Raw genomic sequence first — 19,243 nt, 5'->3', positions numbered from 1 at the left:
ACTTATCTCGACCTCGATAGGCTGTGGGGCATGACCTCCACCGACAGCGGCGACAACGGCAGCGCCAGCAGCACCGGCGGCAACGGCGGCACCAACGACGCCAACGACACCAACGGCTGGGAGCAGCGCCTCGCCGCCCTCTGGGCCGAGCCGGACGCGTACGAGACCGACCCGGCCGGCTTCCGCGCGCGGATCGCCGAACTCGCCGCCGAGCGGCCCGAGAACGACCCCGTCGCCCTCTTCGAGCAGGGCGCCGCCCACGACTCCACCGGAGAGCCGGAACAGGCCGTGCGCCTTTACCGGCGGGCCCTCGACGGCGGCCTCACGGGGCTGCGCCGCCGCCGCGCCGTCATCCAGCTCGCCAGCAGCCTGCGCAACCTGGGCCGCCCCGACGTCAGCGTCGAACTCCTCACCGAGGAACGGGCGATCCCCGCCGACCGGCTCGACGCGGACGAGACCGCCCTGACCGCCGCCGTCGACGCGTTCCTCGCCCTCGCCCTCGCCGACACCGGCCGCGAGCGCGAGGCCGCGTCCCTCGCGCTCGGCGCCCTCGCCCCGCTGCTGCCCCGCTACAACCGGTCCCTCGCCCACTACGCCAAGGACCTGCTGAAGACGCGGCAGGGCTCCTGAGAGGGCCGGCTCCACCGGTGGACCCGCACCTGCTCCGTACGTACGTCTCCGTGGCCCGGCTCGCCTCCTTCTCCGCGGCGGCCCGGGAACTCGGCTACACCCAGTCGGCCGTCTCCCAGCACGTCGCCGCGCTCGAGGCCGACCTCGGCATGCCGCTGCTCAGCCGCCGGCCCGTCGCACCCACGCCGGCCGGCGAGCGGCTGCTCGAACACGCCGGTTCGCTGCTGCTGCGGCTCGACGCGGCCCGCACCGACCTCGCCCGGTTCGCCGCCCCGCCGCGCGAGACGCTCACGCTCGCCGCGGCGCCGCTCGCGCTCCACCCGCGCGTGCTCGCCGCCCTGCCGGCCACCGGGGTCACCTTGCGCACCCTGCCGCGCGACGAGGTGCCGGCCGCCGTCGCCACCGGTGCCGCAGACCTCGGCCTGGTCGACGGCCTCGCGGCACCCAGCGACCCACTGCGGCTCCCTGATGTCGCCCCGCTCACCGCCCGGCCGGTCGCAGAGGAACACCTGGTCGTGGTCCTGCCCGCCGGCCATCCGCTGGCAGACCGACCAGGCAGTTCAGGAGCCCCGGGAGCAACCGGAGGCGCTGGAGCCCCCGGAATACCAGGAGCCTTCGGAGTACCAGGAGTACCAGGAGCAGCGGGAGTACCAGGAGCAGCGGGAGTACCAGGAGTCCTCGGAGTCCCGGGAGTTCCCGAACCTCCCTTCCATCCCACCCACCCCACCCACCCCACCCACCCCGGCCTCGACCTCGCCGACCTGGCCGACGCCCGCTGGCTCGACGCCCCCGACGCCGGCTTCCCGCTCGACCGGCTGCGCGCCGCCCACGGCGGCCCCGCCGGGCGCGGCTTCCGCACCGCCCTGCGCTACGAGGGCACCGACGCCCGCACCCTCACCGCGCTGGCCGCCGCGGGACACGGCCTCGCCCTCCTGCCCGCCTCCGCCGCGGGCCTCGGGGTCCCCGGTGCCGCCTTCGTCCCGCTCGCCGCGCCACGCCTGGTCCACCGCACCGAGCTGCTGCACGGCGGACGCGAACCGAGCGGGCCCGCAGCCGAGTTGACCAGGAGACTCGGCACCCGTACGGCGGCCGGTCGCTAATCTGGCCACGCAGGGACCGAAACGGCGGGAACGGCGACGAAAGGCGGGACGACGTGGGGTGGTTCCGGCGAGGGCCCAGGCGTGACCACGAGGACGCGCCGCGGGACCCCGAGTTCACGTACTTCTCCGAGCGCGAGGCCGCGCTCTTCCGGAGGCAGGTCCGCGAGGCCTTCGCCGAGCTGGGGCTCGAGGTCACCGTCTACGCCGAATCCGTGACCGACGACGCCGGCCGGCGCTTCGGCCTCGGCAACCTCGCCGCCGTCTGTCACCAGGACCCGCGCGGCACCCGCATCTGGCCCCGGCTGATCGACCGTCACGTACGGCTGGTGGTCCGCGCCCTGGAGGGGCCCTCCGCTCTCGACACGCTGCCGCCCGAACAGATCCGCGCCCAGCTCTACCCGCGGGTCGTCAGTGGCGAGGGCATCGACCCCGGCACGTTCGGGTACGCGCGGACCGTCGCGCCCGGCCTCTACGAGGTCCTCGCGCTCGACCTGCCGGAAAGCGTCATGACACTCACCGACGAGGCACTGGAACGCCTCGGCGACCCCGTACGGCTGCGCGAGCGGGCCATCGACAACCTGCGCGGACTGCCCGTCGAGGGCCACGAGACCGTCAAGGACGCCGACGGGATGCGCTTCGAGGTCATCCTCGGCGACTCCTTCTACACCGCGAGCCGGGTCCTCGACCTCGACGCCGTCGTCCGCCGCGTGACCGGACGCCCACTCGGCGAGGACGGCGCCCTGGTCGCCATGCCCTTCCGGCACCAGCTCGCCTTCCACGCCATCAGGGACACCACGATCGTGCCGGCGCTCGGTGCCATGGCCTCATTCGCCGCCTCCGGCTACGAGGACACGCCCGGAGCGATCAGCCCGTACGTCTTCTGGTGGCGGGCCGGGACGCTCACCCAGCTTAGCGAGCACGCCGAGGAGGACGGCCAGCTGCGGATCGTCGTCGGCGACGAGTTCCAGGCCCTCCTCGAACGCCTGATCGTCCGGAACCCGGACCAGGGCTGAAACCAGAGCCGAGCCGAGCCGGGGGCCGAGACGCGGCCCGAGACCCGAGCCGGGCCGTGAGCCGAGCCGCGGTCCGAGACCCGAGCCGGGGCACGGGCCGAGCCGCTGGCCGAGACCCGAGCCGAGACGCGCGCCCAGACCCGGACCCCGACCAGAGCCGAGACGCGCGCCCAGACCCGAACCCGGACCCGAGCCGAGCCGCGGTCCGAGACCCGATCGGAGACCGGATCCGAGACCCGGGCCGAGACCCTCTCCGCCCGGTCGCGGCACCCGCCCGCGCCCGGCAGGATCAGGATGCTGTACGTCGACGAGGAGACCACCATGTCCGAGAGCACCGCGCCCGCAGCCTTCACCGCCGACGACTACCGGGCCCGGATGGCCCGCGCGGCCGACTCCGCCGCGGAGGCGGGGCTGGCCGGCGTCCTGGTCGCGCCGGGCCCCGACCTGGTCTACCTCACTGGCTACCAGCCCACCGCGATCACCGAACGGCTCACCGTGCTGGTGATCGCCCCGGGCCAGGACCCGGTCCTCGTCGTCCCCACCTTGGAGGCGCCGGACGCGGAGAAGGCCCCGGGCGCCGCAGCGCTCACCCTGCGCGACTGGACCGACGGCAAGGACCCGTACGCCGTCACGGCTCCGCTGCTCGACATCGACGGCCGCTTCGGCGTCAGCGACAACGCCTGGGCCATGCACCTGCTCGGCCTCCAGCAGACGCTGCCCGGCACCTCGTACGTCTCCCTCACCGAGGCACTGCCGATGCTCCGCGCCGTCAAGGACGAGCACGAACTGGCCCGGATCGCCGCAGCCGGAGCCGCCGCCGACCAGGCGTACGGCGAGATCCTGAAGGTCCGCTTCGCCGGCCGCAAGGAGACCGAGGTGGCCGCCGACCTGGCCGCACTGCTCATGGACTTCGGCCACTCCCAGGTCGACTTCACGGTCGTCGGCTCGGGCCCCAACGGCGCCAACCCGCACCACGAGGCCGGTGACCGCACCATCGAGCACGGCGACATGGTCGTCCTCGACTTCGGCGGCCTCAAGCACGGCTACGGCTCCGACACCACCCGCACCGTCCACGTGGGCGAGCCGACGGACGAGGAGCGCCGCGTCCACGACCTCGTCCGCGAGGCCCAGCAGGCCGGCTTCGAGGCCGTACGCACCGGGGCCGCCTGCCAGGACGTGGACCGCGCGGCCCGCAAGGTCATCACGGACGCGGGCTACGGCGAGTACTTCATCCACCGCACCGGCCACGGCATCGGCGTCACCACCCACGAACCCCCGTACATGATCGAGGGCGAGGCCCGCCCGATCGTCCCGGGCATGTGCTTCTCGATCGAGCCGGGCGTGTACCTCCCGGGCCGCTTCGGCGTCCGCATCGAGGACATCGTGACCCTGACGGAGGCCGGCACGGGCCACCGCTTCAACAACACCCCGCGCGAGCTGGCGATCGTGGAGTGACGCCTGCCCGGTCACCTCGACCGCTGGGCCGGCTGGTGTCGGAGCGGCCGTGTCACTCGATCGGCAACGCGGCGACGGGGAGCTGCTCCCGAGCAGGCCAGGTGAACGTGCGATCCGGTTCCAGGTGGGCCTCTCCCCAGTGAATGACGTGGACGCCGTTCTCCGGATCGGCCGTGAAGAACACGCAGACGAGCCTTGTGGAGGCCCCCAGCTCCTCGAACGTCTCGTGCAGCCCCAGGTACTCATCCGTCGCCAGGTCGGCGTCGACCTCGAAGAGTGCCTCGGGCGGCTGCGGCCCGTGTGCTCGGATCAGCCGCCGGCGGGTGGGCGACGCGTTGGCAGGCAGCCGCGCGCGGTCGAGGGGGCGCGGCTTGTCCGCGTACCTGAAGGGGAAGAGCGCGTGCTCGTTGATCACGGCGTACTCGTATCCCCGTACGTCCCGCACGGACTCCCCCAGCTCCCGCGCCGCATCTGCCAGCCCCTCGCGCACAGCTCCTGCGAGAGCGACACCGTAGGGGCTCCACTTCTTCAGCCCCGCCGCCGTGTGCGCCGCATGAGCCTTGGCGTGCGCCTTGGCCAGTTGCAGCGGAACCGCAGCGGCGATCGCGCCGGCATGCCGACCGAACCGCTTGACGGCCCAGTCCGACGGTGCCGACGGTTCGCGACCCAACACGGACATGCAGCGCCCCCTCCGCCCGATCACTCGCCCTTCAACTGTGTGACACGTACACGAACGGGACACAAGGGAGCGATCCGGCCATGACCTGACGCTTCGTGAGGGCAGCGCTCCGCGTACCGGCAGCCTCAGCCGTCCGTCAGTACCACCGCCGATTCCGCCGGCAGGCTCAGCAGGCCGTCCCGGCCGGGGGGTTCCGTACTGTCCCAGGCGGCCAGCACGCGGTCGCGGCCGTTGGAGCCGAGGGCGATGTCCGCCGGCTGCTTGCCCAGGTTGACCGCGACCCTGATGTCCCCGCGGCGGAACACGAGCCAGCGGGCCTCCTCGTCGTACGCCACCTTCACGCCGGCCAGGTCCGGGTCGGTGAGATCGGGGAGGGTGCGGCGCAGGGCGATCAGTTCGCGGTGCCAGGCGAGCAGGCGCTTGTGGGGTTCGCGTTCGCGTTCGGCGCGGTCCAGGACCGAGCGGTCTCGGGTGGCCTGTTCCTGCGGGTCGGGCACGTCCTCCTCGGCCCAGCCGTGCGTCGCGAACTCACGCCGCCGGCCGCGCCGTACCGCCTCCGCGAGCTCCGGATCCGTGTGGTCGGTGAAGTACATCCACGGCGTCGTCGCGCCCCACTCCTCGCCCATGAACAGCATCGGCACCGACGGTCCGGTCAGCACGAGCGCCGCCGCGCAGGCGAGGAGGCCGGGGGAGCAGGAGGCCGAAAGGCGGTCGCCCGTCGCCCGGTTGCCGATCTGGTCGTGGGTCTGCGCGTAGCCGAGGAAGCGGTGCGCCGGCGTGCGCTCCCGGTCGACCGGGCGGCCGTGGTGCCGGCCGCGGAAGGAGGAGTACGTGCCGTCGTGGAAGAAGACCCGGGTCAGGGTCTTGGCGAGCGCGGCCATCGGAGCGCGCGCGAAGTCCTCGTAGTAGCCCTGGGACTCGCCGGTCAGCGCCGTGTGCAGGGCGTGGTGGAAGTCGTCGTTCCACTGGGCGTGGACGCCGATCCCGCCGACCGTGCGCGGTGCGGTCGTGCGTGGGTCGGCGAGGTCGGACTCGGCGATCAGGAAGTGCTGCCGGCCCTGCTCCTTGGCCAGTTCGTCCACCGCCGCCGACAGCTCCTCCAGGAACGTCAGCGCCCGGGTGTCGGCGAGCGCGTGCACCGCGTCGAGCCGCAGGCCGTCGATCCGGTAGTCCTGCAGCCAGGCCAGCGCGCTGCCCAGGAAGTACGCCCGGACCTCGTCCGAGCCCGGCGCGTCCAGGTTGACCGCCGCGCCCCACGGCGTGTGGTGGGTCTCGGTGAAGTACGGTCCGAACGACGGCAGATGGTTCCCGGACGGCCCCAGATGGTTGTGCACCACGTCCAGGACCACGCCGAGGCCGAGGCCGTGCGCGGTGTCCACGAAGCGCTTCAGCGCCTCGGGCCCACCGTACGGCTCGTGCACCGCCCACGGCGCGACCCCGTCGTAGCCCCAGCCGTTCACGCCGGGGAACGGGCACAGCGGCATCAGCTCCACATGGGTGATGCCGAGGCCCGCGAGCTCCCCGAGGCGCTCGGCCGCCGCGTCGAGGGTGCCCTCGGGCGTGAAGGTGCCGACGTGCAGCTCGTACAGGACGCCGCTGCGCATCCGCAGTCTCGGCGTGTCGTGGCGCCAGGCGTACGCGTCGTGGTCGACGACCGCCGCGAGACCGTCCGGGCCGTCCGGGAGGCGCCGGGCCCGGGGATCGGGCAGAAGGGGTCCGTCGTCGAGGGCGAAGCCGTAGCGGTCGCCGTCGGCGGCCGGGACCACCCCGGTCCACCAGCCGGGCCGCTCGGCGTCCCGCTCCAGCGGATGCCGGACGCCGTTCAGCTCCAGCGTCACCCGGTCACGGGCGCGGGGCGCCCACACCTCGAACAGCACTCGACGGTCCCCTCGTCGACGACGGACGTACGGCCGGTCGTACGGCCACCGGCGTACGGTCACGGACGTACGGCCACGGACGTACAGCTACAGGACCATCCTGGCAGTCAGTCGCCCTGCGTGCCCGGCGCGTCCCACACGAAGTTGACCGAGCGCTCGAAGTTCACGTACCCCGCCCGGGCGAAGGACTTCGCCATCGGCACGTTGCCGAGGTCCGTGGCCGCCCTGATCCGCTCCACGCCGTCCTGTGCGGCCAGCACCTGGGTGCCCTCGGCGAGGATCTCGTCGACGTGGCCGCGGCCACGGTGGGCGGGCAGCACGCCGATGTACGCGATGATCGGGTGGTAGTTGTTGCGCGCGGGGACGACGAAGCCGACCGGCTCACCCGTCCCGGGCAGCTCGGCGATCCGCCACCACTCGCGGGGCGTCGTGAAGTGCGCGAGTTCCTCGTCGTAGTGCAGTTCGGCCGCCTCTCGCGACGAGAGCCCCGAGGCGAGGTCCGCCTGGCCGTGGGCGTCGAGCGTGCCCTCCATCACCGGCGTCATCAGCGCCAGCAGGTCCTCGCGGTCGCGGACCGGCCGGAAGGCCAGGCGGCCGGTCGGCTCCGGTACGGGCGTGCCCGGCCGCCACTCCAGGCGCAGCCGTTCGACGAGCGGGCGCGCGCCGGTCGACTCGAGGATGCCGAAGAGCGTCTCCAGGTACGCCCGGGTCTCCGGCACCTCGCGCCAGTCGGCCGGCATGAACCGCCCGTACTCGGGTCGCGGCCCGCCCCGGAGCACGGCGGCGCTCGCCGTCCGCAGCAGGCGCAGCCCGGTCGTCGCGGCCTCCTCGGGCGACAGGTCCGGGGCGAGGTCGAAGAAGTCCAGGGCCTGCGGCTCGGTGCCGGGCCGTCCGGTCCACCAGCTGATCCGGCCGACGAGCCGGTCGCCGCGCAGGGCGACCCACATCCACTCGGGGCGGCGGCGGCCGGTGGCGAGGTCGTCGGCGAGCTCGTGGTCGAGCACGTAGTCGAGGCGGTCGAAGAGGTCGAGCTCCTGCGGTCCGGAGAGCGGCCGGACGACGAGCGCAGGGTCAGGCGTCATGTAAGGGGTCCCCCAGGGGTTGTCGATCAAGGGTGTCGATCAGATGTGGTCGATCGGGGTGGCCGGCCGACGGTGGTCGATCGGGGTGGCCGGCCGGCGGTGGTCGATCGGAGTGGTCGGCCGACGGTGTGTCGAACGAGGTAGTGGGCCGACGGTGGTCGAACGAGGGTGGGCCGACGCTGGCCGATCAAGGTCGTTGATCACGGAGGTTCGACCGACGTGTGCGATGCGGCGGCCGACCCTAGCAACAATCGGGCCGTGAGGCATGCGAGTTCCCGGCCGGCACCCCGCCTCCGGTTCCGCGTGGCCGGGGCCGGACCCGGCCCGGAACAGGAGCCCGGGGTACGGGTGCCTGCGGGGCGCGGGACCCTTCTGGACACCCCGGGGCCTCGCGGCGGACAATCACGGATGTGACGACCCCTTACGAGCTGCCGGCCGGACCGCCGGACACCCCTCGGCTCACCGACGCCGAGCGGGAGCGCGCGCTCGCGGTGCTCCGCGAGGGCGCGGCGCAGGGACGTCTGTCGCACGACACGTTCCTCTTCCGCATGGAGCGGGCGCTGGTCGCCCGGCGCTCCGACGAACTCGCCCTGCTCACCGCCGATCTCGCGACCGAGTCGACCTGGACCCGGCGGGTGGTCGGCGTGGTCGAGAAGATGTCGGCGTTCACGGCCAGGATCGGCCGGGCCTGGCAGGCCGAACGCCTGCCGAAGCTGCTGCTGCCGCACCCCGGACCGTACCCGCTGCGGATCGGCCGCGACCCGGTGAACGGGCTGCGGCTCAGCCACGAGACGGTCTCACGGCTGCACGCAGAGCTGTCCTCGCAGGACGGCACCTGGATCCTGCGCGACCTCGGCTCCACGAACGGCACCACGGTCAACGGCCGCCGTGTCACGGGCGCGGTGGTGGTCCGGGCCGGGGACGCGGTGGGCTTCGGCCAGATGTCCTTCCGGCTGTCGCTGAACTGAGCGGCGGACCGGAACCCCGCTGAGCGGCGGATCGGGACCCGTACTCCCCATCCCCTCCCCGCCCCCTCGCATCCCGATTCACCCGTTCGGCGGTGTACCTGCTGCGACCCGGCCCCCCCGGTGGTGGGCTGAGGTGATGCGCGCCGCTGACCGACGTAGGGGGCCAGATGAGCGACGAGCCGACGAGCAGCGAGCCCGAGGGCAGCGAGCCGAAGAGCAGCGAGCCCAAGGGAAGCGAGCCCAAGGGAAGCGAGCCGAAGAGCAGTGAGCCGAAGGGCGAGGAGCCGAAGTACGTGACCGCCGGGCGGACGTCCTGGCGGGACCACTGGAACGCGCTGCCCGCGATGGCGCGCGCCGGGTCGGCGGCCGCCACCGCCGCCAACGAGCGCCCCGCCCGCCGGGTCGCTCCCAGCCCGCTGGAGCCCGGCTCCACCCGGGACCCGTACCGCACCTACCGGGTGCTGCGCGAGGAGTTCCCGCTCACCCATGACCCGCTGCTGCGGGCCTGGGTGCTCAGCCGGTACGCCGACGTGGCGAGCGCCCTCACCGACGCGCGCTTCACCCACGGCCACCGGCCCGGCGACCCGCCGTGCGCCGAGACCCACACGGACGTCGACGAGGCCGAGCTGCGGGCCGTGGCCGAACGCACCGCGTTCGTCCTCGCGCGCCGGATCGCCGACCGGCCGCGCGCCGACCTGGTCGCCGACTTCTGCCACTGGCTGCCCGCCGGCACCGTCGCCGCCGCCGTGGGCGTGCCGTACCGGGACATGATGCGGCTCGTGCGCGGCCGGGCCGCCTCCGCGCTCGCCGGGCAGTGCACGGCCCAGATCTCGGTGCGCGAGAAGGCCCTGGCCGGCTTCCTCGCTGACGTGCTGGGCGACGCCGACCTGGTCGAGGCCCTGCGCGACGCCCCCGCCGGGCTCGTCGCCCGCGCCTGGGCCGAGTCGCTGCGCCGCGAGCCGCCGGTCCAGATCATGGTGCGCCGCACCCGCGGCGAGATCCACGTCAGCGGCGGCGTCCTCCCGGCCGGGGCCCCGGTCGCCCTGCTCGTCGGCGCCGCGGGCCGCGACCCGGACCGGTTCCGCGACCCGGACCGCTTCGACCTCCTGCGCGACGACCCCGGCCAGCTCACCTACGGTCCCGGTCCGTGCCCCGCCGTCACCCTCGCCGCCCTGGAGGCCGAGTACGCCCTGCGCGCCCTCTTCCAGGCCATGCCGCGCCTCCGCCTCGCCGACGGCTTCCGGCCGGAGCGCTCGGGCGTCGTCACCCGCGCCCCGCGCACCCTGATCGTCCTGCCCGGAGGCTAGGGCGTGCCCTCCGGATCCTGCCGGCGTCGCGGCCCGAGACGGACAACACACCTAGGCGCCGGGCTCCCGGCCCGGCCTGACGCCCGGGCCTATGTGCGCCGCCTCCGCCGTCCAGTCGATGCGCGTCGCCTCCGTCCCGGCCGGGACCGCATCGAAGGTGGTCGTCAGCCAGGCGCGGAGCGCGGAGCGGTCGACGTCGACGAGCACCGGAACTCCCGTGCCGCCGAGCCGGATCCGCAGCCGGCCCTTCCGGCCGCCCTGCCGCAGTGGCCACAGCTGGACGTCGCCCTCGCCGCACGGCGTGCGGGTGCCGCGGTGCAGCAGCTCGCGGGAGAGGGTCCAGTCGACCGCGTGGTCGGACCGGCCGAAGGTGACCAGGACCGCCCACGGGTCGTCGGGATCGTAGGAGAACGCCACCTCGATCGGGAACTCCAGGTCGGCGTGCACCCTGCGACCGACCGTCCGCCAGGGTTCGACCCAGGGTTCGACCCACGCGTCGGCCGTCGCGTCGGCCCTCGGGTCCGCCCCGGGTCCGGCCGCGTGCCCGGTCCTCCCGTCGCTCCGGCGGGGTTCGGACATGTCGCTCTCCTCTCTGCGCCTGCGGAGGCCGCGTGTCTGTCTGTCCGTGTGTCCGTGTGTCTGCTGTGAGCCGTCTGGCGTCTGCGAACTGCCGTCTGCCTCTTGCCTGTGCCGTCTCTGGTCTGACTGTCCGGCTGTCCGGCTGTCTTCTGCACGTCTGCCTTCTCTGCGTCTGACCGCTGTCGGCCGACCCATGCGTGCCGGACGTGTATCCGGCGAAATCCGTGTGCGCCGCAGCGCGCGGCCCTGGGAACATGCGCGGATGGTCCACACTCTCGAACGCCTGGTCGTCCGGCATGCCCTCCGTCTTCCCGCCCCCGCCGGACCCGCCGGTGACGGGGCCGCCGCGGCACGGCAGTTCGACGTGGCCCTGATGTCCGTCGGGTTCAAGCTCTCGGCCGAACTGTTCGCCGCGCTCTCGTCGTACGACGAGAAGACGGTCGCCGCACTCGCCGCCCGCACCCTGCTCTCCGTCCGCGAGCTCGTCGGCGACCACGTCCGCCACAACACGTACTTCGTCGACTTCCCCGCCAACGTGCCCGACACCGCCGCCTTCTGGGCCGAGTGCCTCGTCAAGGCACTGTCGGACGACGCGGCGCGCCCCACCGTGCTCGCCCGGCTCGGGGACGGCGTCCTCGACCTGCTGACCCTGCCGACGTACGGCCGCTACCAGCACTCCTACGAGGAGCTGCTCGCCGCCCACGACGAGCTGGTCGCCTCGGTCGGCGACCGCGTCACGCTGCTGCACCTCGGCGGCACCCTGGCCGACGAGGTCACCGCCCTCTACCTGGCGCTCGCCGGCAGCCGCACCCCGCTCGGCGAGGAGCACCTCGCCGACCTCGCCGTGCTCGCCCGGCATCGTGCCCACGGCCCGCAGCCCGAGCGGATCCCGGTCCGGGAGAACCGTGCGGTGATCAACCGGGCCCGCCTCCGGGCCGGTGCCGGACTGCTCGTCGACACCGTCACCGACGTCCTGCGCCTCGCCTGCGCCCTCTCGGGCGGCGACGTCGGGCTGCGTGAGCCGACGCGGTTCCGCGCGCCGTCCCGGCCGGACCGCCGTGCCCTGCTCGCGGCCCTCGACGCGGTCGTGGCCGCGAACCCGGCCAAGCTCGCCGACGTGCCCCCGCACCGGGAGGCGTGGAAGCGGCTCGGGGAACGGCTGCACCCGCACGAGTACCCGCAGTGGCCGCACGCGGCCGACGTGTTCGCCGTCGCCCGCGGCGAGCGCAAGGCACCCTCGCTCGCCCGGCGCGTGGAGGAGCTCCTCGGCGAGGACGACGTCCCCGGGGCGGCCGAGCTGCTGGCCGGCGTCGCGCCCGGCGCTCTGTTCCGTTCCCTGGACCGGCTGCTGAGGACGGCCGCGGAGGGCGAGCAGCGCGAGGCCGTCCTCACCGCCGCCGAGCGGGCGGCGCCGCGCGTGTCGGGCCGTGTCGTGCTCTCCGTGCGCGAGCACGTCCAGAACCGTACGGGGCGGGGCGGGCCGCGCCGGGTGTTCGTGAACCGGCGCGGCGGTGCGTGGGTCACCGAGGACCGCCGTCGGCCGCTGCCGCCCGCCGTCCGCGAGCGGCTCGTCGCGCTGCTCGACACGGAGACCCGGCGCCGGCTCGACGTGCCGGAGCGGCTGCTCGTCGACCCGGCCGTCCTGGACGTGGCGCTGCCGCTGAGCGGCCGGACCGCCTCGGCCGGTCTCGGCGTCCTGCCGCGCGGCTCCGTCTCGCCGGTCGAGGGCGATCTGCTGCGCTTCTTCACGTACTGGAAGGAGCGGAGCCGGACCACCGACCACGACCTGTCCGCGCTCGTCCTGGACGCCGACTACGACGCCGTCACCTGGCTGTCGTACACGTCGCTGACCGACGTCGAAGGCAGCCACTCCGGCGACCTCGTCCAAGCTCCCGACGGCGCCACCGAGTTCATCGACCTGCGGCTCGGCTTGGTCCGCGGCGACTTCATCGTGCCGCAGGTGCACGTCTACAGCGGTGAGGACTTCGAGTCCGTCGAGGAGTCGTTCTTCGGCTTCATGCTGCGCGAGGCCGACCAGGGCGGCCGGCCCTTCGAACCGCGCACCGTGCGCATGAAGTCGGACCTGCGCGGGCCGGGACGGATCGCCCTGCCGCTCGCGTTCCAGCGCGACGACGAGGGCCGCTGGCACGCCCGTTGGCTGCACCTGTACCTCAGGGGCGAGCCGGCGGAGAACCGGGTCGAGGAGAACCTGGTGACCTTCGCGGTCCTGGTCCGTGGCCTGGTCGAGCGCACCCCGCTGACCGTCCGGCACCTGACGGAGCTGATGACGCGGGCGGGTGCGCGGACCGAGGCGTGGGACGGCCGGAGCCTGCCGGAGAAGCCGGTCACCTTCATCGGTCTGGAGCGGCCGGAGGGCCTGCCCGCGGGCTCGCGGGTGATCACGCCGGAAAACCTGCGCGACCTGGTCCCGGCCTGAGTGTTAGGTTCTTCCCGGGGCGAGGCCATGAACGGGCTTCCTTCTCACAACGAATCCACATCGTCTGTAGTCCGTTCGCTCTCCTCGCCCCACCCACTCTTCTCCTTCCCCTTCGGGAGGCCTCGCGCCGTCGGTGCCTCGGGCGCCTCACGGCGTCGTCAGGCCCTCACCAGCAGGGCCACCGGCCGCGCCTCGAACAGCTCGGCCAGCTTCACCGGCGTGTCCGTGCCGCCGGTGAACTCCCTTACCCCGTCCAGGACATCGAGCCAGCGGCCGTCCGGCAGCGAGAGCGCCGTGTCCTGCCAGCCGCCCGCCTCCGCGAGGCGCAGCGGCAGCCGGGTCACCGCCGTCAGGACCCGGTCCGCGCGGCGGAAGGCCAGGCAGTGCGGGGCGGCCGGGCCGGTCGCCGCCAGCGGGTGGTAGCCGCCGCCGGGGCCGAACGCGTCCGGATGTTCGCGGCGCAGCCGCAGGGCCGCCCGTACCAGCGCCGTCTTGTCGTCGTCCGGGCCGGGCGCGAAGGGCGCACGGTTGTCCGGGTCGACGAGAGCGCGGTACTCCCGCTCGGTGTTCTGGTACAGCTCGGGCACGCCCGGCATGGTCAACTGGACGAGGGCGGCGCCGAGGACATGGGCGCGGATGTGCGGCTCCAGGGCGAAGGCCGACTCGGAGGCGGTGCGCAGCGGGATCCGGCCCGGGCCCGCCGCCACGAACTCGGTCACCGCCCGCTCGTACGCCGGGTCCGGCTCGGTCCAGCAGGTGTGCAGCCCCGCCTCGCGCACGGACTTGAGGACGGCGGGCCCGAGCCGGTCCGGGTCCGGCGTGCCGAAGCCGAAGGCGGTCTGCCAGGCGGTCCACGCCAGGTGCGGATCGGGAGCCGGGACTCCGGCGACCTCCTCCAGGAGCTCCGCCCAGCGCCGCGGGCACTGGGACAGGACGGCGATCCCGGCCCGTACGTCCGCGCTGCGCTTGGTGTCATGGGTGGTGAGGACGGTGCCGGTGGCGGGCCAGTCGCGGGCGAGCCGGGCGCAGAAGGCGTGGAACTCGTCCGGCGTGACCGCGGGCCGGCCCGGGTCGCCGCCGACCTCGTTGGCCGAGAGCAGCGGGGTGTAGCGGTAGAAGGCGGTGTCCTCGACGGACTTGGCACGCAGTGCGGACGAGGTCTGGGCGAACCGGGCGCGGAACGCCCGGTGTCCGGGCCCGTCGCCGAGTGCGCCGAGTGCCAGGTCGCGGACCACGTCGACCGCCGTCGCCTCCTCCGGCACGGCGAACGCCGCCTTGGCGCCGCGCGCGGCCTCGGGGGTGAGGACCTGTTCGCCGCCGGTGCGGTAGGTCCGGTAGACCGGTACCCGGACGAGGAGTTCGAGGATCGCGGTGTGCAGTGCCCAGGGCGCGTGGTCGCGCAGCCGTGGGTCGGTGGCGCAGATCCGGTCCGCGAGCCGGGTCAGCGCGGCGGTCTCCGCGGCCAGTTCGTGCGTCACCACCTTGTACGCGGCGCGGCGCGCGGTCGCCTCCCAGTAGCCGCCCCTGTCCCCGGCTCGTCCCGCGAACTCCCGGTAGACGTCGGCCAGTTCGTCGGCGCCCACCGGGTCGGTGAAGAGTCCGTCCACGTAGCGGAGCGCGTCGTAGCCGGTGGTGCCGGCCACGGGCCAGGAGGCGGGCAGCGGTTCGGTGCCGGTGAGGATCTTCTCCACGACCGTCCAGCACCGCCCGCCGGTCGCCTCGGCGAGCCGCTCCAGGTAGCCCTCCGGGTCGGCGAGCCCGTCGGGGTGGTCGATCCGCAGTCCGTCGACGACGCCGTCCGCCACCAGCTCGACGATCTTCGCGTGGGTCGCGTCGAACACCTCGGGGTCCTCGACCCGGACCCCGATCAGGTCCGAGATGGTGAAGAACCGCCGGTAGTTGAGATCGGTGCGGGCCAGCCGCCACCACGCGAGGCGGTACCACTGGGCGTCCAGGAGCTCGTCCAGCGGCAGGCCCTCGGTGCCCGGGCGCAGCGGGAACTCCTGGCCGTCGAGGGTGAGCACGCCGTCCGTGACCCGCATCCGGTCCCGGACCTCGGAGAGGCGGGCGGGCAGCACCGGCAGCAGCATCCGCCCGTCGCCCGCAGCCCAGTCGACGTCGAACCAGCGGGCGTACGGCGAGTCCGGGCCCTCGCGCAGCACCTCCCGCAGTGCGTGGTTGTGCCGGGGCGAGGCGGCCATGTGGTTGGGCACGAGGTCGAGGACGATGCCGAGCCCGTGGGCCCGGGCCGTCGCGGCGAGGGCCCGCAGCCCTTCCTCGCCGCCGAGTTCCGTGCGTACGGAACGGTGGTCGGTCACGTCGTAGCCGTGGGTCGAGCCGGGCACCGCTTCGAGGACCGGCGACAGATGGAGGTGCGAGACGCCGAGAGCGGCCAGGTGCGGCACGGCCCGCTCGGCGGCGGCGAACGGGAACTCCGGCTGGAGCTGGAGCCGGTAGGTCGCGGAGGGCAGCGCGCGTTCCGAGGACGAGCCCGGTGAGAAGGACGTCATGCGAACGTACGTACCCCGCGCGGAGGCTTCTGTGTCATCGCCCCATGCGCCCGTTCGTGTGCATCGCGTTACGTTCGCGTGATGCTCCGGATGTATCGCGACACGCTGTCGCTGCTCGGCGCGGTCCTGCCGGCCGTCTCCTTCCTCGGCCGGCTGCCGACGGCCATGTGCCAGCTCGGCAGCCTCCTCCTGGTCGCCCGGACCAGCGGCTCGCTCGCCACCGCGGGCCTGGTCGCGGGGGCGCTCGCCGCGGGGCAGACGGTCGCCGGGCCGCTCGTCGGGCGGCTCGCGGACCGGCACGGCCAGCGGCCGGTCGTCCTCGCGGCCTCGCTCGCCAACGCCGGCGCCGTCACCGCCCTGGTGCTCGCCGCGCTGGGCGACGCCGCCACGGCCCTGCTGATGCCGCTCGGCGCGCTCGCCGGCGCGACCGTCCCGCAGGTCGGCCCGCTGTCCAGGACCCGCTCGGTGACCCTGGCCCGGCGGGCGGGTGCCGACGACCGGACGGTGGCGACCGTGCTCTCCTTCGAGGGCACCCTCGACGAGGTCTCCTTCGTCCTCGGCCCCGCCCTGGTCGGCCTCGCGGCCTCCGCCGCCCACCCGGCCGCGGCCCTGCTGGCCGCCGCCGCGCTGCTGGCGAGCTGCGGCACCGCGTTCGCCCTGCACCCGACCGCACGGTCGGCGGCGGTGCCCAAGCCCACCCGTTCGAGTGCCGCCGAACGGACGCGCCTGCCCGCGGCGACGTACGCCCTGCGCGGCACGATGGTGCTCCAGGGCGCCATGTTCGGTGCCTCGCAGGCCGGGATCACGGCCCTCACCGGACGCCTCGGCGTGCCCGACCAGGCCGGTCTCGTGTACGCGGCGATGGGTGTGACGAGCGCCGCCGCGGGCTTCGCGACGGCCGCCGTGCCGGCCCGGATCGGGCTCACCACCCGCTGGCGGGCGGCGACCGCCGTGCTCGTGGTGCTCGCCGCCCCGCTGGTCCTCGTCGACACGCTGGGGTGGCTGTACGCGGGCGTCGTCGTCCTCGGCGTCGCCTACGCCCCACACCTCATCACCGTGTTCGGTCTCACCGAGCGGACCGCGCCGCCCGGCCGGCTCGCCGAGTGCATGGCCTTCCTCACCAGCGGCATCGTCGGCGGCCAGGCCCTCGCGCTCGCCGTCTCGGGCCGGCTCGCCGAGACGCACGGCGCCCCGGCCGCCTTCGGAGTGGCGGCCGGGGCGGCCGTGGCGTGCGCGGTGCTCTCCTGGGTCGTGCGCTTCCCCCGTACCCAGGGCGCGGAGCCGGCCGGGGTCAGGCCGGCCGCCGCAGCACCGTCAGTGTGAGCGGGGCGAGCGTCACCCGCTCGCCGGCCGCCATCCGCGGGCCCTCCTCGGGCGGCATGCCCTCCGGGTGGGAGGTGTCCACGACGACCTTCCAGCACTCGCCGTGGCTGTCCGGCACCTCGAACTCCAGCTCCTGCGAAGAGGCGTTGAACATCAGCAGGAAGGAGTCGTCGGAGATCCGCTCGCCCTGCGGGCCCGGCTCGGAGATCGCGTTGCCGTTGAGGAAGACGGTCAGCGCCCGGGCGTGCGCCGCCTGCCAGTCCCGGGCCGTCATCTCCTCGCCCTGCGGCGTGAACCAGGCGATGTCGGTCAGCTCGTCGTGAGTGCCTTCCACGGGACGGCCGTGGAAGAAGCGGCGGCGCCGGAAGACCGGGTGGTCGCGGCGCAGCCGCACCATCGCCCGGGTGAACTCCAGGAGCGTGGCCTCCGGTTCGCTCCCCGGCTTCGGCCAGCGCACCCAGGAGATCTCGCTGTCCTGGCAGTACGCGTTGTTGTTGCCGCCCTGGCTGCGGCCGAACTCGTCGCCGTGGCTGAGCATCGGCACGCCCTGCGACAGCATCAGCGTGGCCAGGAAGTTGCGCGTCTGGCGGGCGCGCAGCTCGCGGATGCCGATGTCGTCGGTGTCGCCCTCGGCGCCGCAGTTCCAGGAGCGGTTGTGGCTCTCGCCGTCCCGGTTGCCCTCGCCGTTGGCCTCGTTGTGCTTCTCGTTGTACGAGACGAGGTCGTGCAGTGTGAAGCCGTCGTGGCAGGTCACGAAGTTGACCGAGGCGAGCGGGCGCCGCCCGTCGTCCTGGTACAGGTCGGAGGAACCGGTGAGCCGGGAGGCGAACTCGGCGAGCGTGCGCGGCTCGCCGCGCCACAGGTCGCGCACGCAGTCCCGGTACTTGCCGTTCCACTCGGCCCACTGCGGTGGGAAGTTGCCCACCTGGTAACCGCCCTCGCCCAGGTCCCACGGCTCGGCGATCAGCTTCACCTGGCTGACCACCGGGTCCTGCTGCACCAGGTCGAAGAACGAGGACAGCCGGTCCACCTCGTGGAACTGGCGGGCCAGGGTGGCCGCCAGGTCGAAGCGGAAGCCGTCCACGTGCATCTCGGTCACCCAGTACCGCAGACTGTCCATGATCAACTGGAGCACGTGCGGGGACCGCATGAGCAGCGAGTTCCCGGTACCGGTGGTGTCCGTGTAGTACCGCGGGTCGTTGCCGAGCCGGTAGTACGAGGGGTTGTCCAGGCCCCGGAAGGACAGCGTGGGGCCCAGGTGGTTGCCCTCGGCGGTGTGGTTGTAGACCACGTCGAGGATCACCTCGATGCCGGCCTGGTGCAGTGCCCGCACCGCCGACTTGAACTCCAGGACCTGCTGGCCCCGGTCACCCCACGAGGCGTAGGCGTTGTGCGGGGCGAAGAAGCCGATGGTGTTGTAGCCCCAGTAGTTCGACAGGCCCGCGTCGACCAGCCGGTGGTCGTTGACGAACTGGTGGACCGGCATCAACTCCAGTGCCGTGACGCCCAGTTCCTTCAGGTGTCCGATGACCGCCGGGTGCGCGAGCCCCGCGTAGGTGCCGCGCAGCTCCTCCGGCAGGTCCGGGTGCAGCATCGTCAGGCCCTTCACGTGGGCCTCGTAGATCACCGTGTGGTGGTACTCGGTGCGCGGACGCCGGTCGTCGCCCCAGTCGAAGTACGGGTTGACCACGACCGAGGTCATGGTGTGCGGGCCGGAGTCGAGGTCGTTGCGGGCGTCGGGCCGTCCGAACGGATATCCGTACACCGCCTCTCCCCACGACACCTCGCCCGAGATCGCACGCGCGTACGGATCGAGCAGCAGCTTCGCGGGGTTGCAGCGCTGCCCGTGCTCGGGCGCGTACGGTCCGTGCACCCGGAATCCGTACCGCTGGCCGGGCATCACGCCCGGCAGATAGGCATGCCGCACGAACGCGTCGGTCTCGCGCAGCTCGACGGCCGTCTCCGTGCCGTCGTCGTCGAGCAGACACAGCTCGATCCGGTGGGCGGCCTCCGAGAAGACCGCGAAATTGGTACCGGCACCGTCGTAGGTGGCGCCCAGGGGGTACGCCTGTCCCGGCCAGACCTGCATAGGCGAAACTCTTCCACTTCTGATCCGGGGGCAAGGGTGGTGACTCGGCCAGATCCTGCCCGAAAGAGGGGCAACCTCCTAGGACTTCGACCCGTCCTACCGGGTGACCACACCTCATAGGGGGAAAAATTGAGGAATTGGGGGGAAGTGTGTACGAAATAGTGCGCCGCCACCTGGGCAAGGTGGTGGCCGGC

At 73.6% G+C, this 19,243-nt stretch carries 14 protein-coding genes; 8 read left to right on the top strand and 6 right to left on the bottom strand.

Annotated elements, in window-relative coordinates:
* The first annotated feature begins 30 nt into the window (after positions 1–30).
* From ACFY8W_RS34815 to ACFY8W_RS34800, 4 genes are all read left to right on the top strand, one after another.
* Positions 31–630: a tetratricopeptide repeat protein gene (locus ACFY8W_RS34815; protein ID WP_391114319.1), complete on the top strand. Its 600-nt coding sequence runs from the start codon at positions 31–33 to the stop codon at positions 628–630.
* A 17-nt stretch (positions 631–647) separates the two neighbouring features.
* Positions 648–1,730, top strand: coding sequence for a LysR family transcriptional regulator (locus ACFY8W_RS34810; RefSeq protein ID WP_391114317.1), 1,083 nt, complete (start codon positions 648–650; stop codon positions 1,728–1,730).
* 53 nt (positions 1,731–1,783) lie between these two features.
* Positions 1,784–2,743, top strand: coding sequence for a hypothetical protein (locus ACFY8W_RS34805; protein ID WP_391114315.1), 960 nt, complete (start codon positions 1,784–1,786; stop codon positions 2,741–2,743).
* Between the two features lie 321 nt (positions 2,744–3,064).
* Complete coding sequence (locus ACFY8W_RS34800; RefSeq protein ID WP_391114312.1) at positions 3,065–4,198, top strand: M24 family metallopeptidase; 1,134 nt, start codon at positions 3,065–3,067, stop codon at positions 4,196–4,198.
* A gap of 52 nt (positions 4,199–4,250) precedes the next feature.
* Here ACFY8W_RS34800 and ACFY8W_RS34795 read toward each other — a convergent pair whose 3' ends face one another.
* The 3 genes from ACFY8W_RS34795 to ACFY8W_RS34785 all read right to left on the bottom strand — a co-directional run bounded on the left by ACFY8W_RS34795 (position 4,251) and on the right by ACFY8W_RS34785 (position 7,836).
* Positions 4,251–4,877 (bottom strand): hypothetical protein, encoded by a 627-nt coding sequence (locus ACFY8W_RS34795; RefSeq protein ID WP_391114309.1) that lies wholly within the window; start codon positions 4,875–4,877, stop codon positions 4,251–4,253.
* 125 nt (positions 4,878–5,002) lie between these two features.
* A complete protein-coding gene (gene treZ / locus ACFY8W_RS34790) occupies positions 5,003–6,754 on the bottom strand; it encodes a malto-oligosyltrehalose trehalohydrolase (protein WP_391114306.1) in 1,752 nt (583 codons plus the stop codon).
* A 107-nt stretch (positions 6,755–6,861) separates the two neighbouring features.
* A complete protein-coding gene (locus tag ACFY8W_RS34785) occupies positions 6,862–7,836 on the bottom strand; it encodes a GNAT family N-acetyltransferase (protein ID WP_391114303.1) in 975 nt (324 codons plus the stop codon).
* A gap of 410 nt (positions 7,837–8,246) precedes the next feature.
* On the opposite strand from ACFY8W_RS34785, the gene ACFY8W_RS34780 reads away from it, so the two are divergent.
* Together ACFY8W_RS34780 and ACFY8W_RS34775 are read left to right on the top strand one after the other, a co-directional pair.
* Entirely contained in the window at positions 8,247–8,804 is a 558-nt protein-coding gene (locus ACFY8W_RS34780; RefSeq protein WP_391114300.1) for an FHA domain-containing protein, read from the top strand.
* A 344-nt stretch (positions 8,805–9,148) separates the two neighbouring features.
* A complete protein-coding gene (locus ACFY8W_RS34775; RefSeq protein ID WP_391114650.1) occupies positions 9,149–10,111 on the top strand; it encodes a cytochrome P450 in 963 nt (320 codons plus the stop codon).
* A 51-nt stretch (positions 10,112–10,162) separates the two neighbouring features.
* Here ACFY8W_RS34775 and ACFY8W_RS34770 read toward each other — a convergent pair whose 3' ends face one another.
* Positions 10,163–10,690 (bottom strand): SsgA family sporulation/cell division regulator, encoded by a 528-nt coding sequence (locus ACFY8W_RS34770; RefSeq protein ID WP_391114298.1) that lies wholly within the window; start codon positions 10,688–10,690, stop codon positions 10,163–10,165.
* A gap of 262 nt (positions 10,691–10,952) precedes the next feature.
* Here ACFY8W_RS34770 and ACFY8W_RS34765 point away from each other — a divergent pair, with 262 nt between their 5' ends.
* On the top strand, positions 10,953–13,127 hold the full coding sequence (locus ACFY8W_RS34765) for a hypothetical protein (RefSeq protein ID WP_391114295.1): 2,175 nt from the start codon (positions 10,953–10,955) through the stop codon (positions 13,125–13,127).
* Between the two features lie 158 nt (positions 13,128–13,285).
* Here ACFY8W_RS34765 and treY read toward each other — a convergent pair whose 3' ends face one another.
* Positions 13,286–15,637, bottom strand: coding sequence for a malto-oligosyltrehalose synthase (gene treY, locus ACFY8W_RS34760; protein WP_391114292.1), 2,352 nt, complete (start codon positions 15,635–15,637; stop codon positions 13,286–13,288).
* A 90-nt stretch (positions 15,638–15,727) separates the two neighbouring features.
* Between treY and ACFY8W_RS34755 the strand changes: the two genes are divergently transcribed.
* Positions 15,728–16,960 (top strand): MFS transporter, encoded by a 1,233-nt coding sequence (locus ACFY8W_RS34755; protein WP_391114648.1) that lies wholly within the window; start codon positions 15,728–15,730, stop codon positions 16,958–16,960.
* On the opposite strand, the gene glgX is transcribed toward ACFY8W_RS34755, so the two are convergent.
* Positions 16,929–19,049: a glycogen debranching protein GlgX gene (glgX, locus tag ACFY8W_RS34750; RefSeq protein ID WP_391114289.1), complete on the bottom strand. Its 2,121-nt coding sequence runs from the start codon at positions 19,047–19,049 to the stop codon at positions 16,929–16,931. The genes ACFY8W_RS34755 and glgX overlap by 32 nt on opposite strands.
* Positions 19,050–19,243: the final 194 nt, after the last annotated feature.

Source organism: Streptomyces sp. NPDC012637, from assembly GCF_042954805.1.
Taxonomy (GTDB): Bacteria; Actinomycetota; Actinomycetes; order Streptomycetales; family Streptomycetaceae; genus Streptomyces.
Note: the sequence above shows the minus strand (reverse complement) of the source record. Positions and strands in the feature narration are given on the sequence as shown.